Origin of the sequence: Streptomyces sp. NPDC050856 (assembly GCF_040653855.1) — a bacterium.
Taxonomy (GTDB): Bacteria; Actinomycetota; Actinomycetes; order Streptomycetales; family Streptomycetaceae; genus Streptomyces.
The window spans coordinates 119808-135814 of record NZ_JBFAGV010000002.1; the positions used below are offsets into that span (position 1 = coordinate 119808).

Genomic DNA, 16007 nt, shown 5'->3' on the forward strand with positions numbered 1-16007 from the left:
TCTCACGGGGGAGTGGTCCCACATGCCCGGCGGAGGTTTCTGCAAGTTGCCCGGCGGCAGCGTGGTCGTCGCGCTGAGCCTGCCCAGCCCGGCCGGCGAGGGCGGCGAGGCCCACCGGTACGGCGAGGGCGCCACCGTCCGTGTCCTGGTGCACGCCGTCAACCGCGCCCGCGCCCTGACCCGGCTGCGGAACCTGGGCCTGCGCGCCGTCTACCTGCGCGGCAACACCCATCCGCCGACCCCGGACGAGATCACGGCCGTGCTCCACCACCCGGAGGGGCTGCTCTGGCGCACCCACCCGGGCCGCGACTTCGAGCTCTGGCACCCGATACGCGCCCTGCTGCGCCCCCAGCCCCGGCCCGCCGCCCACGGCCGGCCCCACGAGGACCACGTCTAGTACCGCCTCCGGCCCCGCCACCGCCGGCGCCACCGTCCGACCGCGCGAGCCGGCGCGCGGACCCCGCCCCGGCCCGCGCGGACCCCGATGCGCGAGCCCCGCGCAGGGCGCGCCCGGCAGGGGGCGGGGCCGTCAGACGACCGGCTTGCCCGTCAGTTCCACGCCCGCCCCGCGCAGCTCCTCCAGGGCGGCGAGCGTCGTCTCCTCGGCCACACCCGCGGTCAGGTCCAGCAGCACCTGGGTCCGGAAGCCCTCGCGGACCGCGTCCAGCGCGGTGGCGCGCACACAGTGGTCGGTCGCGATACCGACCACGTCCACCTCCGTCACCTCGCGCTCCCGCAGCCACCGGGCCAGCGGCACATCGTTCTCGTCGCTGCCCTCGAAGCCGCTGTACGCCGCCGAGTAGGCACCCTTGTCGAACACCGTGTCGATCGCGCCCGACGCGACGGCTGGCGCGAAGTTCGGGTGGAAACCCACCCCCTCGGTGCCCGCCACGCAGTGGGGCGGCCAGGAGCGGACGTAGTCCGGCTGCGCGGCGAAGTGGTCGCCCGGGTCGATGTGGTGGTCCCGGGTGGCCACCACATGCCGGTAGACGGCCCCGGCGGCCTCGCCGACCAGGTCCGTGATGGCGGCGGCGACGTCCGCGCCACCCGCCACCGCGAGGCTGCCGCCCTCGCAGAAGTCATTCTGGACGTCCACGACGATCAGTGCGCGGTGCATGGCGGTTCCTTCGGTGGGGGGCGGTCGGTGGTCGGTGGGCCGGTCGAGGGGATGGGATCGAGCCTAGAGACTCCGCCGGCCCGGCGGGAGGGGGCCCGTGGGCGGGAGCGGGGCGCCGGTCCCCTCAGACGTACTCCGTCGGAATGACGGCCTCGCCCCGCGAGAGCTGCGTCGCCGACATCGGCAGGCCCGCACGCGCCGCGATGTGCCGCTCACGCGCCGCCTCCAGCGGCTCACGGGCCACGATCTCACCGCCCTTGACCAGCTCCACCAGCAGTTGCCGGCCGGCGAGCTCGGCCGGGACCGGCCCGGTGCCGACGACCTCCGCCTCGGCGATGCCGTCCGTGTCCGGGCGGCGCGCGGCCCACTTCCGGCCGCCGACCGAGCTCTTGCCGCCCTGCGACTTCTTCGCCACCGGGTGCAGCGGAGCCTTCGGGTCCGCCGACTCGGCGCGCGCGACGAGCTTGTAGACCATCGAGCCCGTCGGGTGACCGCTGCCGGTGACGAGCTGGGTGCCCACGCCGTACGCGTCGACCGGCGCCGCCGCCAGGGAGGCGATGGCGTACTCGTCCAGGTCGGAGGTGACCACGATCTTCGTGTCCCGCGCCCCGAGCTCGTCGAGCTGCTGGCGCACCCGGTGCGCGACCAGCAGCAGGTCGCCGGAGTCGATCCGGACCGCGCCGAGGCCGGTTCCGGCCACCGCCACGGCGGTGCGCACCGCCTCGGTCACGTCGTAGGTGTCGACCAGCAGCGTCGTCCCGCTGCCCAGCGAGTCCACCTGCGCCCGGAAGGCGTCGCGCTCGGTGTCGTGCAGGAGTGTGAAGGCGTGCGCGGAGGTGCCCACCGTGGGGATGCCGTAGCGGAAGCCGGCCGCCAGGTCGGAGGTGGAGTCGAAGCCGCCGACGTACGCGGCGCGGGCCGAGGCGACCGCCGACAGCTCGTGGGTGCGCCGGGCGCCCATCTCGATCAGCCGCCGGCCGCGGGCCGCCACCGCCATGCGGGAGGCGGCGGCCGCGATCGCCGAGTCGTGGTTGAGGATCGACAGGATCACGGTCTCCAGCAGCACGCACTCGGCGAAGGAGCCCTCGACGCGCAGGATGGGGGAGCCGGGGAAGTACACCTCGCCCTCGGGGTACCCCCAGACGTCCCCGCGGAAGCGGTAGTCCGCCAGCCACGCCAGGGTCGGCTCGTCGACGATGCCCCGCTCGCGCAGGAAGGCCAGGACGCCCGCGTCGAAGCGGAAGTTCTCCACGGCGTCCAGGACCCGGCCGGTGCCGGCCACGACGCCGTAGCGCCGCCCCTCCGGCAGCCGCCGGGTGAACACCTCGAAGACCGATCGCCGGTCGGCCGTCCCGCCGCGCAGCGCGGCCTGGAGCATGGTGAGCTCGTACTGGTCCGTGAAGAGCGCCGTGGACGGCACGTCCACCGGCAGCCCGAGATCCGCAGCATTCATGAGCAGGATGCTACCCCCGAATACTCGTCAGAGTGACGATTTCTAGGTCCGTGGCCGGGCGGCGCCCGCCGCCGGCCGGGTGCCGTTTGTGCGGCTACCCATGCGCAGTGGCAGCATGGGCCAGGTGAGTGTTGCTCCTGCAGAGATCGAACGTACCCAGCCGGCGGAGGACAGCTTCGCCGTGGTCGAGCCCGACGTGCCCTGGGTGACGATCGTCCACAACGACCCGGTCAACCTCATGAGCTATGTCACCTACGTCTTCCAGACGTACTTCGGCTACTCCAAGGACAAGGCGCACAAGCTGATGCTCGACGTGCACCACAAGGGCCGGGCCGTGGTCTCCAGCGGCACCCGCGAGGAGATGGAGCGGGACGTGCAGGCGATGCACGAATACGGGCTGTGGGCGACCCTCTCCCAGGACCGCGGCTGATGAGCGGCCACTTCGAGGCGCTGCCCGACGGCGGCGCGGCCGTCCCGCTGGACGAGGTCGAGATCTCCATCCTGCGCTCCCTGGCCGTCCAGCTCCTGGAGCTCATCGGGCCCGGCGAGACGCCGCCCAAGGGCGAGGACCCGCTGGCCGCGCTGTTCCGCGAGGGCCCCAGCGAGCCGCCGGCCGACCCGGCGCTGGCCCGGCTGTTCCCGAACGCCTACGGCGACGAGGACGAGGAGCTGCGCGCCGCGTCGGCCGACTTCCGCCGCTACACCGAGAACGACCTGCGCGCCCGCAAGCGCGAGGACGCCCTCACCGTCGTACGGACCCTGGACGCCCTGTCGGGCCGGGCGGCCGGGGAGGGCGGCGCCGTGCTGCGGCTGGCCGCGGAGGAGTCGCGCCACTGGCTGCGCACCCTCAACGACCTGCGGCTGACCATCGGCACCCGGCTGGAGGTCACCGACGAGGACGAGAGCGAGGCGCTCTACCGGCTGCCGGACTCCGATCCGCGCAAGCCGATGGTGATGGCGTACCTGTGGCTGGGCGTGCTCCAGGAGACCTTGGTCGACACGCTGACGCGGTGAACGGTGTTCGCTCAACGGACACTCAAATCCGTATAACGATCAGATTACCAGGACGCCCCGGTATGCCCGGCTGAGTCCTGCTTGTCCACTTTCGGATGTGTGGTACGTCACACTTCCCCGTGTCGATCATTGTTGCGGACGTGATAAATCTGCACGATCGCCCGGGGACGCCACCCATGTACCCGGGTGCGCTTCGGCCGGCGGACCGCCGGTGGCACTCCATCCATATCCGGGGGGATCAGGACCTGATCCGGGTCGCGCGCAGTCCAGTGCGAGTGACGCGGGTCGGCGTGGAGAAAGGCGCACCAACCATGACCTCAGTGCAGGTCGGCAAAGAACACGACGGCAGTGAGGCCGCGGAGTCCGCTTCCGGCGAGGGCTACCAGCGGGGCCTCGGAGCCCGTCAGATCCAGATGATCGCGATCGGCGGAGCCATCGGCACCGGGCTCTTCCTGGGCGCGGGCAAGGGCATCTCCAAGGCCGGGCCCAGCCTCATCCTGGCGTACGCCATCGCCGGGCTCGTGATCTTCTTCATCATGCGGGCACTGGGCGAGCTGCTCATGTACCGCCCGGTCTCGGGATCCTTCTCCGAGTACGCGCGTGAGTTCGTCGGCCCCTTCGCGGGGTTCGTCACCGGCTGGACGTACTGGCTCTTCTGGGTCGTCACCGGCATCACCGAGGTCACCGCGGCAGCCACGTACATGACGTACTGGTGGGACATCCCGCAGTGGATCTCCGCGCTGGTCTTCACCATCATCCTGTTCGGCGCGAACCTGATCTCCGTGAAGCTCTTCGGCGAGCTGGAGTTCTGGTTCTCCATGGTCAAGGTGACGGCCATCATCGGCATGATCCTGATCTGCGCCGGTGTGCTCACGATCGGGTTCTCCGACGCCGGTGACACCGCGTCCGTGACGCACCTGTGGGCCGACGGCGGCTTCTTCCCCAAGGGCATCGGCGGCACGCTGATGACCCTGCAGCTCGTGATGTTCGCCTTCCTCGCGGTCGAGCTGGTCGGCGTCACCGCCGGTGAGTCCAAGGACCCGGAGAAGACCCTCCCCAAGGCCATCAACACCGTGCCGTGGCGTATCGCCGTCTTCTACGTCGGCGCGCTGATCATGATCCTCTCGGTGGTGCCGTGGACGCACTTCCAGCCCGGTGTCTCGCCGTTCGTCGCCGCCTTCGAGAAGATGGGCCTGGGCATCGGCGCCGCGATCGTGAACTTCGTGGTCCTCACCGCGGCGCTCTCGTCCTGCAACTCGGGCATGTACTCCACCGGCCGCATGCTGCGCGACCTGGCGCTCAACGGGCAGGGTCCGCGGGCCTTCACCAAGCTCACCAAGAGCGGCATCCCGCTGGCCGGCACCGCCTTCTCCGCCGCCCTGATGCTGGTCGGCGTCTGGATCAACTACCAGTGGCCGGGCGACGCCTTCAACTACGTCGTCTCCTTCGCCACGATCTCCGGCATGTGGGCCTGGATCATGATCCTGGTCAGCCAGATCCGCTACCGCGCGCGGGCCGACCGGGGCGAGCTGCCGCAGTCGCCGTTCAAGGCGCCCGGCGCCCCGTGGACGAGCTGGTTCGCCCTGCTGTTCATCGGCATGGTGATCGTGATGATGGGCGTCGACAAGGACGCCCGCGTCTCGCTGTACTGCGCGCCGCTGTGGGCCCTGGTCCTGGGCGTCTCCTACCTGGTGCTGAAGTCCCGCAACCCGGAGAACGCCGCCTTCAAGCGCTGACCCGGAAGGGCCCGCCACCTGGGCTCCGTCCACCATGTGGGCCCGTCCGTACCGACCCTCGGTACGGACGGGCCCGTCTGTCTATCCTGATGCCCATGCTGACCATCACACGGGTTCTGTACGACCAGATCGTCGCGCACGCACGCGAGGACCACCCGGACGAGGCCTGCGGCGTGGTCGCCGGACCGGCCGGCTCGGGCCGCCCCGAGCGGTTCGTCCCCATGCTCAACGCCGCGCGCTCCCCCACGTTCTACGAGTTCGACTCCGGTGACCTGCTGAAGCTGTACCGGGAGATGGACGACCGGGACGAGGAGCCGGTGATCATCTACCACTCGCACACCGCGACCGAGGCCTACCCCTCCCGTACCGACGTCTCCTACGCCAATGAGCCGGGTGCCCACTACGTCCTGGTGTCCACAGCCGACACCGACGACGCCGGCCCCTTCCAGTTCCGCTCGTTCCGCATCGTGGACGGTGAGATCACCGAGGAAGAGGTCCGGGTCGTCGAGGCCTACTGACTGGTGAACGGGGAGCCGGGGTGGAGCGCGTCCGCATGATGAGCACTCAGCGTCCGGCATTCGAAATCACACTCGGGTTCCGGTACCAGGAATCGATACGATGACCGCATGGTTCCCACCGACGTGAGCGAAAAGACGCCGAGCTCCACGCTGCTCGTCGCCCGACTGCACGTCGACCTGTGCCGCCTCGCGAGCGCCATGTGTACCCCGCGCCGCGCCGCCTGACCAGCGGCCACCGCGCACCACCCCGGCACCACCCGGCACGTCCCCAGCACCGCCACGCGCCCCGCGCGTCCGCACCGCCCGGCACGTCCGCTCCACCGCACTGCCCCAGCACGAGCCACGCAGTACGCAGCCACGCAGTCCCGCACTCCCGCCTTTCGACAGGAGCCCACGCCATGGCCATCGAGGTCCGCATCCCGACCATCCTCCGCACCTACACCGACGGCGCCAAGGCCGTGGAGGGCAGCGGGGACACCCTCGCCGACCTCTTCGCCGACCTCGAGACCCGGCACACGGGCATCCAGGACCGCATCGTCGACGGCGGCCAGCTGCGCCGTTTCGTGAACGTGTACCTGAACGACGAGGACGTCCGCTTCCTGGACGGCATCTCCACCAAGCTGTCCGACGGCGACAACGTCACGATCCTCCCGGCCGTGGCCGGCGGCATGGTCTGATGCGTTACGACAGCCCCCTCGCCGCCGTCGGCAACACCCCGCTGGTCCGCCTGCCGCGACTGTCCCCCTCGGCGGACGTCCGCATCTGGGCCAAGCTGGAGGACCGCAACCCGACCGGCTCCGTCAAGGACCGGCCGGCCCTGCACATGATCGAGCAGGCGGAGAAGGACGGCCGCCTCACACCCGGCTGCACCATCCTGGAACCGACCAGCGGCAACACGGGCATCTCCCTCGCCATGGCGGCCAGGCTCAAGGGCTACCGCATCGTGTGCGTGATGCCCGAGAACACCTCCCAGGAGCGCCGCGAGCTGCTCGCCATGTGGGGCGCCGAGATCATCCCCTCCCCGGCGGCGGGCGGCTCCAACACCGCCGTACGGGTGGCCAAGGAGCTCTCCGCCGAGAACCCCTCCTGGGTGATGCTCTACCAGTACGGCAACCCGGACAACGCGGGCGCGCACTACGCCACCACCGGCCCCGAGATCCTCGCCGACCTGCCGTCCGTCACGCACTTCGTGGCGGGCCTGGGCACCACCGGCACGCTCATGGGTGTCGGGCGCTACCTGCGCGAGCACAAGCCCGACGTCAGAATCGTCGCCGCCGAGCCCCGCTACGACGACCTGGTGTACGGCCTGCGCAACCTCGACGAGGGCTTCGTGCCGGAGCTCTACGACGCCTCCGTCCTCACCACCCGCTTCTCGGTCGGCTCGGCCGACGCGGTGACCCGCACCCGCGAACTGCTCCAGCAGGAGGGCATCTTCGCGGGCGTCTCGACGGGCGCGGCGCTGCACGCCGCGATCGGTGTCGGCAGGAAGGCCCTGAAGGCGGGGGAGTCCGCCGACATCGTGTTCGTCGTCGCCGACGGCGGCTGGAAGTACCTGTCGACCGGTGTCTACACCGCGGCGACCACCGAAGAGGCCATCGAAGCCCTCCAGGGCCAGCTCTGGGCCTGACGGCCTGACGGCGCGCCCCGCGCCGGCCGGCGCGGGGCGGCACCACCGGCCCGGCGCCGGTCAGGCGCGGTCCGCGAGGTGGCGCACCCGGTCCCACACCAGGGGGTCCACCGTCCCCGCCCGGCGGCGGAACTCCCCGACCGGGACCTCCCGCAGTTCATCGGTCTCGAGGTAGCTGGGCCGGCCCTGGCCGTCGCCCACCGAGCCCGGCCGCAGCACGATCACCCCCGGCCGGTCGCCGTGGTTCTTGCTGGTGATCTTCGCGACGAGCACGCAGTCACCCCGTACCGCCAGCACCAGGCACGGCCGGTCCTTGGAACCGGGGCCGTCCTCGTAGGGCACGTCGGCCCACCAGATCTCGCCCGGCTCCGGCCGGTGCCACACCGCCCGGGCCGGCCCGGCGGGCCGTTCGCGCCGCTCGGCCGGGGGCCGCCCGGCCGGACGGGTGCGGCCGGCGGGGCGGCGGCCACCCGGACGGCGGGTACCGGGCCGCGCGGACCGGCCGAGGCCGTCGGTCACCGCCGCCACCAGAGCGATCACCACGACGGCGCCGAGCGCCAGCCACCAGGACGTGTCCATACCCCAGGACGTTACAAGGACGGTGTCCACCGCGCCCACCATCCGAACCGGTGACAGCACAGGTGAGTTCCCCCACAACGGGCCGCCGCGAAGGAGCGACCGGCCCCGCCGCGCCTTACGCTCGACGCACCGCACGACCTCCCCCGTCAGCGCCTGCCCCGCTCCCGTCCACGGAGGTTCACGCTCCATGAAGCTCACCGTCGTCGGCTGCTCAGGGTCGTTCCCGTCCGCGGATTCGGCCTGTTCGAGCTACCTCGTAGAGGCCGACGGCTTCCGGCTGCTCCTCGACATGGGCAACGGCGCCCTGGGCGAGCTGCAGCGCCACATCGGTCTGTACGACCTGGACGCGATCTTCCTCAGCCATCTGCACGCCGATCACTGCATCGACATGTGCGGGTACTTCGTCGCGCGCTACTACCGCCACGAGGGCGGCCGCTGCCCGGCCATCCCGGTGTACGCGCCCGACGGTGCCGAGCAGCGCCTGACCACGGCGTACGCGGACACCCCGTCCGACAAGTCGATGAGCGAGGTGTTCGACTTCCACACGCTGGAGCCCGGCTCCTTCACCCTGGGCCCCTTCCAGGTCCGCACGGAGCGGGTGGAACACCCGGTCGAGGCGTACGGCATCCGGCTTGAGCACGGTGGGAAGTCGCTCACCTACTCCGGTGACACCGGGGTCTGCGACGCGGTCGACGTGCTGGCCGCCGGGACCGACCTCTTCCTGTGCGAGGCGTCCTTCACCCACGGCAAGGAGGACATCCCCGGCCTGCACCTCAACGGCCGCGAGGCCGGGGCGCACGCGGCCCGGGCGGACGCGGGACGGCTGGTGCTCACGCACATCCCGCCGTGGACGGACGGCGAGCGCAACCTCGCCGACGCCCGCGCGGTCTACCCGGGCCCGGCGGAACTGGCCCGGCCCGGCGCGGTCTACCAGCTCTAGAGGCCCGGGGGCAGGACGAAGGGCCCGGAACCGTCACCGGTTCCGGGCCCTTCGCCGCGGCTCGCGCCCGTGGGCTACTTGGCCTCTGCCTTCTGGAGCTCGGCGAGCTCCTCGTCGGACTCGCGGCCCGGCGTCGGCAGGTTGAACTTGGTGATCGCGAAGCGGAAGACCACGTAGTAGACCGCCGCGAAGCACAGACCGACCACGACCAGGCCCCACGGCTTGGAGGCGATGCCGAGGTTGAGCACGAAGTCGATCGCACCGGCCGAGAAGCCGAAGCCGTCCTTCATGCCCAGCGCCCAGGTCAGTGCCATCGAGACACCGGTCAGCACGGCGTGGACCGCGTACAGCACCGGGGCGATGAACATGAAGGTGAACTCGATCGGCTCGGTCACGCCGGTGACGAACGAGGTGAGCGCGAGGGAGAACATCATGCCGCCGACGACCTTGCGGCGCTCGGGGCGGGCGCAGTGGACGATGGCCAGGCAGGCCGCCGGGAGGGCGAACATCATGATCGGGAAGAAGCCGGTCATGAACTGTCCGGCGGTCGGGTCACCGGCGAGGAAGCGGGCGATGTCGCCGCTCTTGCCCTCGTAGGAGCCGGCCTGCAGCCACGGGAAGGAGTTCAGCAGGTGGTGCATGCCCACCGGGATGAGCGCCCGGTTGGCGACGCCGAAGATGCCCGCGCCGACGGCGCCCGAACCCACCAGCCACTCACCGAAGTTGTGCAGCCCGGTGCCCAGGACCGGCCAGATCAGGCCGAAGACGATACCCATGGCCAGACCCGCGAAGGCCGACAGGATCGGGACGAGGCGCCGCCCGCCGAAGAAGCCAGCCCAGTCCGGCAGCTTGGTGCGGTAGAAGCGCTGGTAGAGCAGGGCGACCACGATGCCCATGACCACGCCGCCGAGGACCTTGGCGTCCACCGGGGCGTCGGCCATGACTATCTTGCCGTCGACGACCTTGGCCACCTTGGGCAGGTTTGCGTCGGTGAACGTGGCGAGCACGTTCTTGAAGACCAGGTAGCCGGTGACGGCCGCCAGCGCGGTGGAGCCGTCCGACTTCTTCGCGAAGCCGATGGCGATGCCCACGGCGAACAGCAGCGCCATGTTGTCGAGAATGGCGTTGCCGCCCGCGGCCATGAAGCTCGCGATCTTGGTGATGAACGCCGGGAACGACTCCCGGCCCAGCATGTCGCTGTTGCCGAGCCGGACCAGGAGCGCGGCGGCGGGCAGCACGGCGACCGGCAGCATGAGGCTGCGGCCGATGCGCTGCATGACAGCCATCACGCCCGCGCCCTTCTTCTTCTCCGCCGCGGGGGCGGCGCTGGCCGTGGACATCAACTTCCTCCAGTGGGCAAGGCGCCGCCCAGGCATGAAGAAAGGGGGGACGGCGGCGTCTCGGGAACCGCGGCGGCGCCGCGTGGTCTACACCAATACTGGTGTAGACCAGTTTTAGCATGGTCGGGTATGGATAAGGAACCTGCAAAATAGTGACACGGTCCCTACGCGCCGTACCGGCCCCGGGCCCGCCGCGCGGGCAGGCCGGAAGGCCCTCGGACCGCTCGGTCCAGGGCCCTTCGCCGGCGCGGACGCGGGCCGCCGTTACGGCCTGGTCGCCTCCCGGTCCGCTTCCTCCCCGGCCTCCGGCGGCTCGCGCCCGGGCGTGGGGACGTCGAACCTGGTGATCACGAAGCGGAACACCGCGTAGTACACGACGGCGAAGCCCAGCCCGATCGGGATGATCAGCCACGGCTTGGTGCCCAGGTGCCAGTTGACGACGTAGTCGATCAGGCCGGCCGAGAAGCTGAAGCCGGCGTGCGCCCCCAGCGCCCAGGTGATCACCATCGACGCGCCGGTCAGCAGCGCGTGCAGCCCGTAGAGCAGGGGCGCGGCGAACATGAAGGAGAACTCCAGCGGCTCGGTCACCCCGGTGACGAACGAGGTGAGCGCCACCGAGACCATCAGGCCCGTCACCTCCTTGCGGCGTTCGGGCCGGGCGCAGTGCGCGATGGCCAGCGCCGCCGCCGGGAGCCCGAACATCATGATCGGGAAGAAGCCCGACATGAACTGCCCCGCGGTCGGGTCCTGGGCGAAGAACCGCGTCAGGTCGCCCTGCACCACGGTGCCGTCCGGCTTGGTGTACTCGCCGGCCTGGAACCAGAAGAAGGTGTTCAGGAACTGGTGCATGCCGATGGGGATCAGCAGCCGGTTCGCCAGCCCGAAGATGCCCGCGCCCCACGCGCCCAGCCCGATCAGCTGCTTGCCGAACCACGTCAGCGCGTCGCCGACCGGCTCCCACAGCAGCCCGAACAGCACCCCCAGCACCACGCAGATGAACGCCATCAGGATGGGGACCAGCCGGCGGCCGTTGAAGAACCCCAGCCAGTCCACCAGCCTGGTGCGGTGGTAGCGCTGCCAGACCACCGCCGTGAGCAGGCCGATCAGGATGCCGCCGAGCACGCCCGGGTTCTGCGGCACCCCCTCCGGGGCCTCCGCCGTCACCGTTCCCTCGCGCGGGAACGCCGCCAGCACGTTGTGGTAGACGAGGAAACCGACCACCGCGGCGAGCGCCGTCGAGCCGTCCGCCTTCTTGGCGAAGCCGATCGCCACCCCGATGCAGAACAGCAGCGGCAGACCGAACGAGCCGTCCAGGATGGCCGTGCCGCCCTGCGTCAGCACCCGGGAGGTCTTGTCCCAGAACCCGCCGTGCAGGTACGCCGCGAAGAGGTTCCCCAGACTCACCAGCAGACCGGCCGCCGGCAGTACCGCCACCGGGAGCTGGAGGCTCCGCCCCACCTTCTGCAGTCCCTGGAAGAGCCCGCTCCACCTCGACTTCCTGGGCGCGGGGGCGCTTTGGGTGCTCATCGGCGTCCTCCCGGACAAGCTGGTGTAGACCAGTTGCGATAGGCTCCCGGAGCCCCGCCGCGGGCGAGACGCCGGTGACCGTCATCATTCGATACCCCGTCCGACCTCGCCCGCGTAGATGGGCCAACCGTGAGTTACCGTGACAACGCGGACCCAGGGTGCGCCCCGACTTCCCTCTTCGAGGACCAGAGGACCAAAGGAGAAACACATGGCCAGCAAGGCTGAGAAGATCGTCGCCGGGCTCGGCGGTATCGACAACATCGAAGAGGTCGAAGGCTGCATCACCCGGCTGCGCACCGAGGTCGCCGACCCCGCCCTGGTCGACGAGGCCGCCCTCAAGGCCGCCGGCGCCCACGGCGTCGTGAAGATGGGCAGCGCGATCCAGGTCGTCATCGGCACCGACGCCGACCCGATCGCCGCCGAGATCGAGGACATGATGTGAGCTGACCTCCCGCTCACTCGTCAGGGGCCCGTTCCGGTACCGGAACGGGCCCCTCCCGTCGGGACGACTAGGCTCGTGCCATGTCTCGAATCGACGGCCGCACTCCCGAACAGCTCCGCCCGGTCACCATCGAACGCGGATGGAGCAAGCACGCCGAGGGCTCCGTCCTCATCTCCTTCGGCGACACCAAGGTCTTCTGCACCGCCTCCGTCACCGAGGGCGTCCCGCGCTGGCGCAAGGGCAGCGGCGAAGGCTGGGTCACCGGCGAGTACTCGATGCTGCCCCGCGCCACCAACACCCGCGGCGACCGCGAGTCCGTGCGCGGCAAGATCGGCGGCCGCACCCACGAGATCTCCCGCCTCATCGGCCGCTCCCTGCGCGCGGTCATCGACTACAAGGCGCTCGGCGAGAACACCATCGTCCTGGACTGCGACGTCCTCCAGGCCGACGGCGGCACCCGCACCGCCGCCATCACCGGCGCCTACGTCGCCCTCGCCGACGCCGTCGCCTGGGCCCAGGCCAAGAAGCTCGTCAAGGCCGGCCGCAAGCCGCTCACCGGCACCGTCTCCGCCGTCTCCGTCGGCATCGTCGACGGCACCCCGCTGCTCGACCTCTGCTACGAGGAGGACGTCCGCGCCGAGACCGACATGAACGTCGTCTGCACCGGCGACGGCCGCTTCGTGGAGGTCCAGGGCACCGCCGAGGCCGAGCCCTTCGACCGCAAGGAGCTCAACGCCCTCCTCGACCTCGCCACCGGGGGCTGCGCCGACCTCGCCGCCCTCCAGCGCGAGGCGCTCGACGGCACCCTCTAGGCAGGGCCCGCGCCGGCGGGCAACCGTGGACGCCGTGTCCGGCGTCCTTCCGGACACGGGCGTACGGCCCGAAACCGTACGCCCGTCCGCATCACGAGAGGACACGTCCATGGGCCGCAGCCGCACCCGCAGCCACCGTCGCCGCGCCACCGCACTCGCCACCGCCGCCGCGGTGCTCACCCTCACCGCGGTCGCCGGCTGCGGCGCCGTGGAGAAGCTCACGGACTGCGCGCGGGCCGCGGACGCCATCGCCACCAGCGCGGACCGGCTCACCCGGGCCGTGTCCACCGCGACGGACGACCCCACCCAGCTCAACGAGTCCCTCGACGCCATCGACCGGGAACTGGCCGACCTCAAGGACAAGACCGGCGACGCCGACCTGTCCAAGGCCGTCGACGACCTCACCAAGGGCGTCGACACCGTCCGCACCTCCGTCAGGAACGGCGACAACACCCCCGACATCACCCCGGTCACCGGCGCCGCCGCCGAGATCGGCAAGGTCTGCACCCCGTAGATACTGGGTGCATGACCCGCCTGATCCTCGCCACCCGCAACGCCGGGAAGATCACCGAACTCCACGCGATCCTGGCCGACGCCGGCCTGCCCCACGAACTCGTCGGCGCCGACGCCTACCCCGGCGTGCCCGACGTCAAGGAAACCGGCGTCACCTTCGCCGAGAACGCCCTCCTCAAGGCGCACGCCCTCGCCCGGGCCACCGGCCTGCCCGCGATCGCCGACGACTCAGGCCTGTGCGTGGACGTCCTCGGCGGCGCCCCCGGCATCTTCTCCGCGCGCTGGGCCGGACGCCACGGCGACGACCGGGCCAACCTTGACCTGCTCCTGGCCCAACTCGCCGACATCGCCCCGGAACACCGCGCCGCCCACTTCGCCTGCGCGGCGGCCCTGGCCCTGCCCGACGGCACCGAACGCGTGGTGGAGGGCCGCCTGCGCGGCACCCTGCGCCACGCCCCGTCCGGCACCAACGGCTTCGGCTACGACCCGGTCCTCCAGCCGGACGGCGAATCGCGCACCTGCGCCGAACTGACCCCCCAGGAGAAGAACGCCATCAGCCACCGCGGCCAGGCCTTCCGCGCCCTGGTCCCGGTCATCCGCGAACTGCTCGGCGACTGAGCCGGATCCGGGGCCACGAGCAGACCGAAGGGCCGCCCGCGGGGGCGGCCCTTCACCGTTGTGCGGCCGGAGGGACTCGAACCCTCACGGGTGTTACCCCACTGGGACCTAAACCCAGCGTGACTGCCAGTTCCACCACGGCCGCGCGCGCCCCCATCGTAGTGGGCGGCCACGGCCCTCGGTCCGGCCCGGTCAGAACTTCGGCTCCGGGGCCCGGGCCAGTACCAGTTCGGCCGCCTCCTCCTCGGTGCAGACCGACGGCGGCGAGCCGGCGAGCGGCCGGCGGGCGGTCTCCTTCATGCAGGCGACCGCGATCACACCCACCAGCGCCGCCGCCATCGCGTAGTACGCCGGCATCATAGTGCTGCCGGTGACACTGATCAGCGCGGTGATGACCAGGGGCGTGGTGCCGCCGAACAGCGAGGTCGAGACGTTGTAGCCGACCGACAGGGAGCCGTAGCGGACCTGGGTCGGGAAGAGCGCGGGAAGCGCCGCCGACATGGTGCCCAGCAGGCACACCAGGGACAGGCCCAGCATCAGCATGCCGGCCGTGACGGCGAGCACCCCGTCCCGGCCGATCAGCCAGAACGCGGGCGCGGACAGGAGCAGGAAGCCCAGCATGCCCGTCATCAGCAGGGGCTTGCGGCCGAAGCGGTCACTGAGGTCACCCACCTTGTTGACGATCAGCAACAGCAGGACCATCACACCGAGCAGGATCAGCAGGCCGTGAGTGGCGCTGTAGCCGAGCTCGTCGGAGAGGTACGTCGGCAGGTACGACAGCACCATGTAGTCGGTGATGTTGTACGCGGCCACCAGCGCGACGCACAGGATCAGCGCGGGCCAGTGCCGGCGGAAGATGGTGCCGAGGCCGCCCTTCACCGCGCTGTCCGCGGCGCCCGCCGGCGACGCGCCGGCCGAGGCACCCTGTGCCGCCAGCTTCTGGAAGGCGGGGGTCTCGTCCAGCCGGAGCCGCAGGTAGAGGCCGACCAGCCCCAGCGGCCCGGCCACCAGGAAGGGCAGGCGCCAGCCCCAGTCCTCCATGGTGGAGCTGCCGAGCCAGGCGGTCAGGGCGGTGACCAGGCCGGCCGCGCCGATGTACCCGGCCAGCGTGCCCGACTCCAGGAAACTGCCGTAGAAACCGCGCCGCTTGTCGGGTGCGTACTCGGCTATGAAGGTGGAGGCGCCACCGTACTCGCCGCCCGTGGAGAAGCCCTGGACCAGGCGGAACAGGATCAGCAGCGCCGGGGCCCAGAAGCCGATGGAGTCGTAGGACGGGATCAGCCCGATCGCGAAGGTGCCGGCCGCCATCATGATCATGGTGAGGGCGAGGACCTTCTTGCGGCCGATCCGGTCGCCCATCGGGCCGAAGACCATCCCGCCCAGCGGCCGTACCAGGAAGGCGACCGCGAAGGTGGCGAAGGAGGACAGGAGCTGGGCCGTCTCGTTCCCGGACGGGAAGAAGACATGGCCGAGAGTGACTGCCAGATAGCTGTAGATGCCGAAGTCGAACCACTCCATGGCGTTGCCCAGGGAGGCCGCCTTCACCGCCCTCCTGACCTCCGCCCGATCGGTGACCGTGACATCGGACCGGCGGAGCCTCGGGTTCTTCCGCCGCTTGACGGCCCGGAAGAGGATGGGGTGGCGTCTGACCGCCGCGGGATCGTCGTGCTGATCCTGGCCGGTGGCCGCCATGACCTGGTTCCTTTCCTGGGCTGCCGTGATTCAAGGGCAACACCTGCTCGGCCGTGGCGGCTGCAAACCGAAGTCCCAC

19 protein-coding genes and 1 tRNA gene are annotated in these 16007 nt (G+C 71.0%); 13 read left to right on the forward strand and 7 right to left on the reverse strand.

Going from position 1 to position 16007, the window contains the following annotated elements:
• Positions 1–22 precede the first annotated feature (22 nt).
• A complete protein-coding gene (locus tag AB0H53_RS02405; RefSeq protein WP_362105914.1) occupies positions 23–397 on the forward strand; it encodes a hypothetical protein in 375 nt (124 codons plus the stop codon).
• 132 nt (positions 398–529) lie between these two features.
• Here AB0H53_RS02405 and AB0H53_RS02410 read toward each other — a convergent pair whose 3' ends face one another.
• Together AB0H53_RS02410 and AB0H53_RS02415 are read right to left on the reverse strand one after the other, a co-directional pair.
• Positions 530–1117, reverse strand: a complete 588-nt coding sequence (locus AB0H53_RS02410) for an isochorismatase family protein (protein WP_362105917.1) — start codon at positions 1115–1117, stop codon at positions 530–532.
• A gap of 124 nt (positions 1118–1241) precedes the next feature.
• On the reverse strand, positions 1242–2570 hold the full coding sequence (locus AB0H53_RS02415; RefSeq protein WP_362105920.1) for a nicotinate phosphoribosyltransferase: 1329 nt from the start codon (positions 2568–2570) through the stop codon (positions 1242–1244).
• Positions 2571–2685: 115 nt separating this feature from the next.
• Here AB0H53_RS02415 and clpS point away from each other — a divergent pair, with 115 nt between their 5' ends.
• The 7 genes from clpS (at position 2686) to AB0H53_RS02450 (ending at position 7465) form a co-directional block, all read left to right on the forward strand.
• On the forward strand, positions 2686–3000 hold the full coding sequence (gene clpS, locus AB0H53_RS02420) for an ATP-dependent Clp protease adapter ClpS (protein WP_362106401.1): 315 nt from the start codon (positions 2686–2688) through the stop codon (positions 2998–3000).
• Entirely contained in the window at positions 3000–3584 is a 585-nt protein-coding gene (locus AB0H53_RS02425; RefSeq protein WP_362105923.1) for a DUF2017 domain-containing protein, read from the forward strand. The genes clpS and AB0H53_RS02425 overlap by 1 nt, the downstream gene beginning before the upstream one ends.
• Before the next feature lie 311 nt (positions 3585–3895).
• The gene (locus tag AB0H53_RS02430; RefSeq protein WP_362105926.1) at positions 3896–5320 is read left to right on the forward strand and encodes an amino acid permease; all 1425 of its coding nucleotides are present in this window, start codon (positions 3896–3898) and stop codon (positions 5318–5320) included.
• A 95-nt stretch (positions 5321–5415) separates the two neighbouring features.
• Complete coding sequence (locus tag AB0H53_RS02435; RefSeq protein ID WP_362105929.1) at positions 5416–5838, forward strand: M67 family metallopeptidase; 423 nt, start codon at positions 5416–5418, stop codon at positions 5836–5838.
• 108 nt (positions 5839–5946) lie between these two features.
• On the forward strand, positions 5947–6063 hold the full coding sequence (locus AB0H53_RS02440) for a putative leader peptide (protein ID WP_362105932.1): 117 nt from the start codon (positions 5947–5949) through the stop codon (positions 6061–6063).
• Between the two features lie 173 nt (positions 6064–6236).
• Positions 6237–6515 carry a MoaD/ThiS family protein gene (locus AB0H53_RS02445; protein WP_362105935.1) on the forward strand — a complete coding sequence of 93 codons (279 nt, stop codon included), beginning with the start codon at positions 6237–6239 and terminating at the stop codon, positions 6513–6515.
• Positions 6515–7465 (forward strand): cysteine synthase, encoded by a 951-nt coding sequence (locus AB0H53_RS02450; RefSeq protein ID WP_362105937.1) that lies wholly within the window; start codon positions 6515–6517, stop codon positions 7463–7465. Before AB0H53_RS02445 ends, AB0H53_RS02450 begins: the two co-directional genes overlap by 1 nt.
• A gap of 60 nt (positions 7466–7525) precedes the next feature.
• Here the strand turns inward: AB0H53_RS02450 and AB0H53_RS02455 are convergent, their stop codons facing one another.
• Positions 7526–8044 (reverse strand): type II toxin-antitoxin system PemK/MazF family toxin, encoded by a 519-nt coding sequence (locus AB0H53_RS02455; protein WP_362105940.1) that lies wholly within the window; start codon positions 8042–8044, stop codon positions 7526–7528.
• 187 nt (positions 8045–8231) lie between these two features.
• Between AB0H53_RS02455 and AB0H53_RS02460 the strand changes: the two genes are divergently transcribed.
• The gene (locus tag AB0H53_RS02460; protein ID WP_362105943.1) at positions 8232–8984 is read left to right on the forward strand and encodes an MBL fold metallo-hydrolase; all 753 of its coding nucleotides are present in this window, start codon (positions 8232–8234) and stop codon (positions 8982–8984) included.
• Between the two features lie 74 nt (positions 8985–9058).
• Here AB0H53_RS02460 and AB0H53_RS02465 read toward each other — a convergent pair whose 3' ends face one another.
• Both AB0H53_RS02465 and AB0H53_RS02470 read right to left on the reverse strand, forming a co-directional pair.
• Positions 9059–10324 carry a PTS transporter subunit EIIC gene (locus AB0H53_RS02465; RefSeq protein WP_362105946.1) on the reverse strand — a complete coding sequence of 422 codons (1266 nt, stop codon included), beginning with the start codon at positions 10322–10324 and terminating at the stop codon, positions 9059–9061.
• A gap of 264 nt (positions 10325–10588) precedes the next feature.
• The gene (locus AB0H53_RS02470) at positions 10589–11851 is read right to left on the reverse strand and encodes a PTS transporter subunit EIIC (protein ID WP_362105949.1); all 1263 of its coding nucleotides are present in this window, start codon (positions 11849–11851) and stop codon (positions 10589–10591) included.
• A 208-nt stretch (positions 11852–12059) separates the two neighbouring features.
• Between AB0H53_RS02470 and AB0H53_RS02475 the strand changes: the two genes are divergently transcribed.
• The 4 genes from AB0H53_RS02475 (at position 12060) to rdgB (ending at position 14236) form a co-directional block, all read left to right on the forward strand.
• Entirely contained in the window at positions 12060–12293 is a 234-nt protein-coding gene (locus AB0H53_RS02475) for a PTS glucose/sucrose transporter subunit IIB (RefSeq protein ID WP_031076305.1), read from the forward strand.
• A gap of 80 nt (positions 12294–12373) precedes the next feature.
• Positions 12374–13105, forward strand: a complete 732-nt coding sequence (gene rph, locus AB0H53_RS02480) for a ribonuclease PH (protein WP_362105953.1) — start codon at positions 12374–12376, stop codon at positions 13103–13105.
• A gap of 109 nt (positions 13106–13214) precedes the next feature.
• Positions 13215–13619: a hypothetical protein gene (locus tag AB0H53_RS02485; protein WP_362105956.1), complete on the forward strand. Its 405-nt coding sequence runs from the start codon at positions 13215–13217 to the stop codon at positions 13617–13619.
• Positions 13620–13630: 11 nt separating this feature from the next.
• Positions 13631–14236 carry an RdgB/HAM1 family non-canonical purine NTP pyrophosphatase gene (gene rdgB, locus AB0H53_RS02490; RefSeq protein WP_362105959.1) on the forward strand — a complete coding sequence of 202 codons (606 nt, stop codon included), beginning with the start codon at positions 13631–13633 and terminating at the stop codon, positions 14234–14236.
• A gap of 61 nt (positions 14237–14297) precedes the next feature.
• Here rdgB and AB0H53_RS02495 read toward each other — a convergent pair.
• Both AB0H53_RS02495 and AB0H53_RS02500 read right to left on the reverse strand, forming a co-directional pair.
• Positions 14298–14381, reverse strand: a tRNA-Leu gene (locus AB0H53_RS02495).
• Between the two features lie 47 nt (positions 14382–14428).
• Entirely contained in the window at positions 14429–15928 is a 1500-nt protein-coding gene (locus tag AB0H53_RS02500) for an MFS transporter (RefSeq protein ID WP_362105962.1), read from the reverse strand.
• Positions 15929–16007: the final 79 nt, after the last annotated feature.

Bases quoted from the DNA above. Each gene is read 5' to 3' on its own strand.
- AB0H53_RS02445 (WP_362105935.1), top strand. From the start codon at position 6,237: ATGGCCATCGAGGTCCGCATCCCGACCATCCTCCGCACCTACACCGAC.
- AB0H53_RS02475 (WP_031076305.1), top strand. From the start codon at position 12,060: ATGGCCAGCAAGGCTGAGAAGATCGTCGCCGGGCTCGGCGGTATCGAC.
- AB0H53_RS02415 (WP_362105920.1), bottom strand. From the start codon at position 2,570: ATGAATGCTGCGGATCTCGGGCTGCCGGTGGACGTGCCGTCCACGGCG.
- rph (WP_362105953.1), top strand. From the start codon at position 12,374: ATGTCTCGAATCGACGGCCGCACTCCCGAACAGCTCCGCCCGGTCACC.
- AB0H53_RS02465 (WP_362105946.1), bottom strand. From the start codon at position 10,324: ATGTCCACGGCCAGCGCCGCCCCCGCGGCGGAGAAGAAGAAGGGCGCG.
- AB0H53_RS02435 (WP_362105929.1), top strand. From the start codon at position 5,416: ATGCTGACCATCACACGGGTTCTGTACGACCAGATCGTCGCGCACGCA.
- AB0H53_RS02500 (WP_362105962.1), bottom strand. From the start codon at position 15,928: ATGGCGGCCACCGGCCAGGATCAGCACGACGATCCCGCGGCGGTCAGA.
- AB0H53_RS02485 (WP_362105956.1), top strand. From the start codon at position 13,215: ATGGGCCGCAGCCGCACCCGCAGCCACCGTCGCCGCGCCACCGCACTC.
- AB0H53_RS02410 (WP_362105917.1), bottom strand. From the start codon at position 1,117: ATGCACCGCGCACTGATCGTCGTGGACGTCCAGAATGACTTCTGCGAG.
- clpS (WP_362106401.1), top strand. From the start codon at position 2,686: ATGGGCCAGGTGAGTGTTGCTCCTGCAGAGATCGAACGTACCCAGCCG.
- AB0H53_RS02455 (WP_362105940.1), bottom strand. From the start codon at position 8,044: ATGGACACGTCCTGGTGGCTGGCGCTCGGCGCCGTCGTGGTGATCGCT.
- rdgB (WP_362105959.1), top strand. From the start codon at position 13,631: ATGACCCGCCTGATCCTCGCCACCCGCAACGCCGGGAAGATCACCGAA.
- AB0H53_RS02460 (WP_362105943.1), top strand. From the start codon at position 8,232: ATGAAGCTCACCGTCGTCGGCTGCTCAGGGTCGTTCCCGTCCGCGGAT.
- AB0H53_RS02450 (WP_362105937.1), top strand. From the start codon at position 6,515: ATGCGTTACGACAGCCCCCTCGCCGCCGTCGGCAACACCCCGCTGGTC.
- AB0H53_RS02440 (WP_362105932.1), top strand. From the start codon at position 5,947: ATGGTTCCCACCGACGTGAGCGAAAAGACGCCGAGCTCCACGCTGCTC.
- AB0H53_RS02470 (WP_362105949.1), bottom strand. From the start codon at position 11,851: ATGAGCACCCAAAGCGCCCCCGCGCCCAGGAAGTCGAGGTGGAGCGGG.
- AB0H53_RS02425 (WP_362105923.1), top strand. From the start codon at position 3,000: ATGAGCGGCCACTTCGAGGCGCTGCCCGACGGCGGCGCGGCCGTCCCG.
- AB0H53_RS02430 (WP_362105926.1), top strand. From the start codon at position 3,896: ATGACCTCAGTGCAGGTCGGCAAAGAACACGACGGCAGTGAGGCCGCG.
- AB0H53_RS02405 (WP_362105914.1), top strand. From the start codon at position 23: ATGCCCGGCGGAGGTTTCTGCAAGTTGCCCGGCGGCAGCGTGGTCGTC.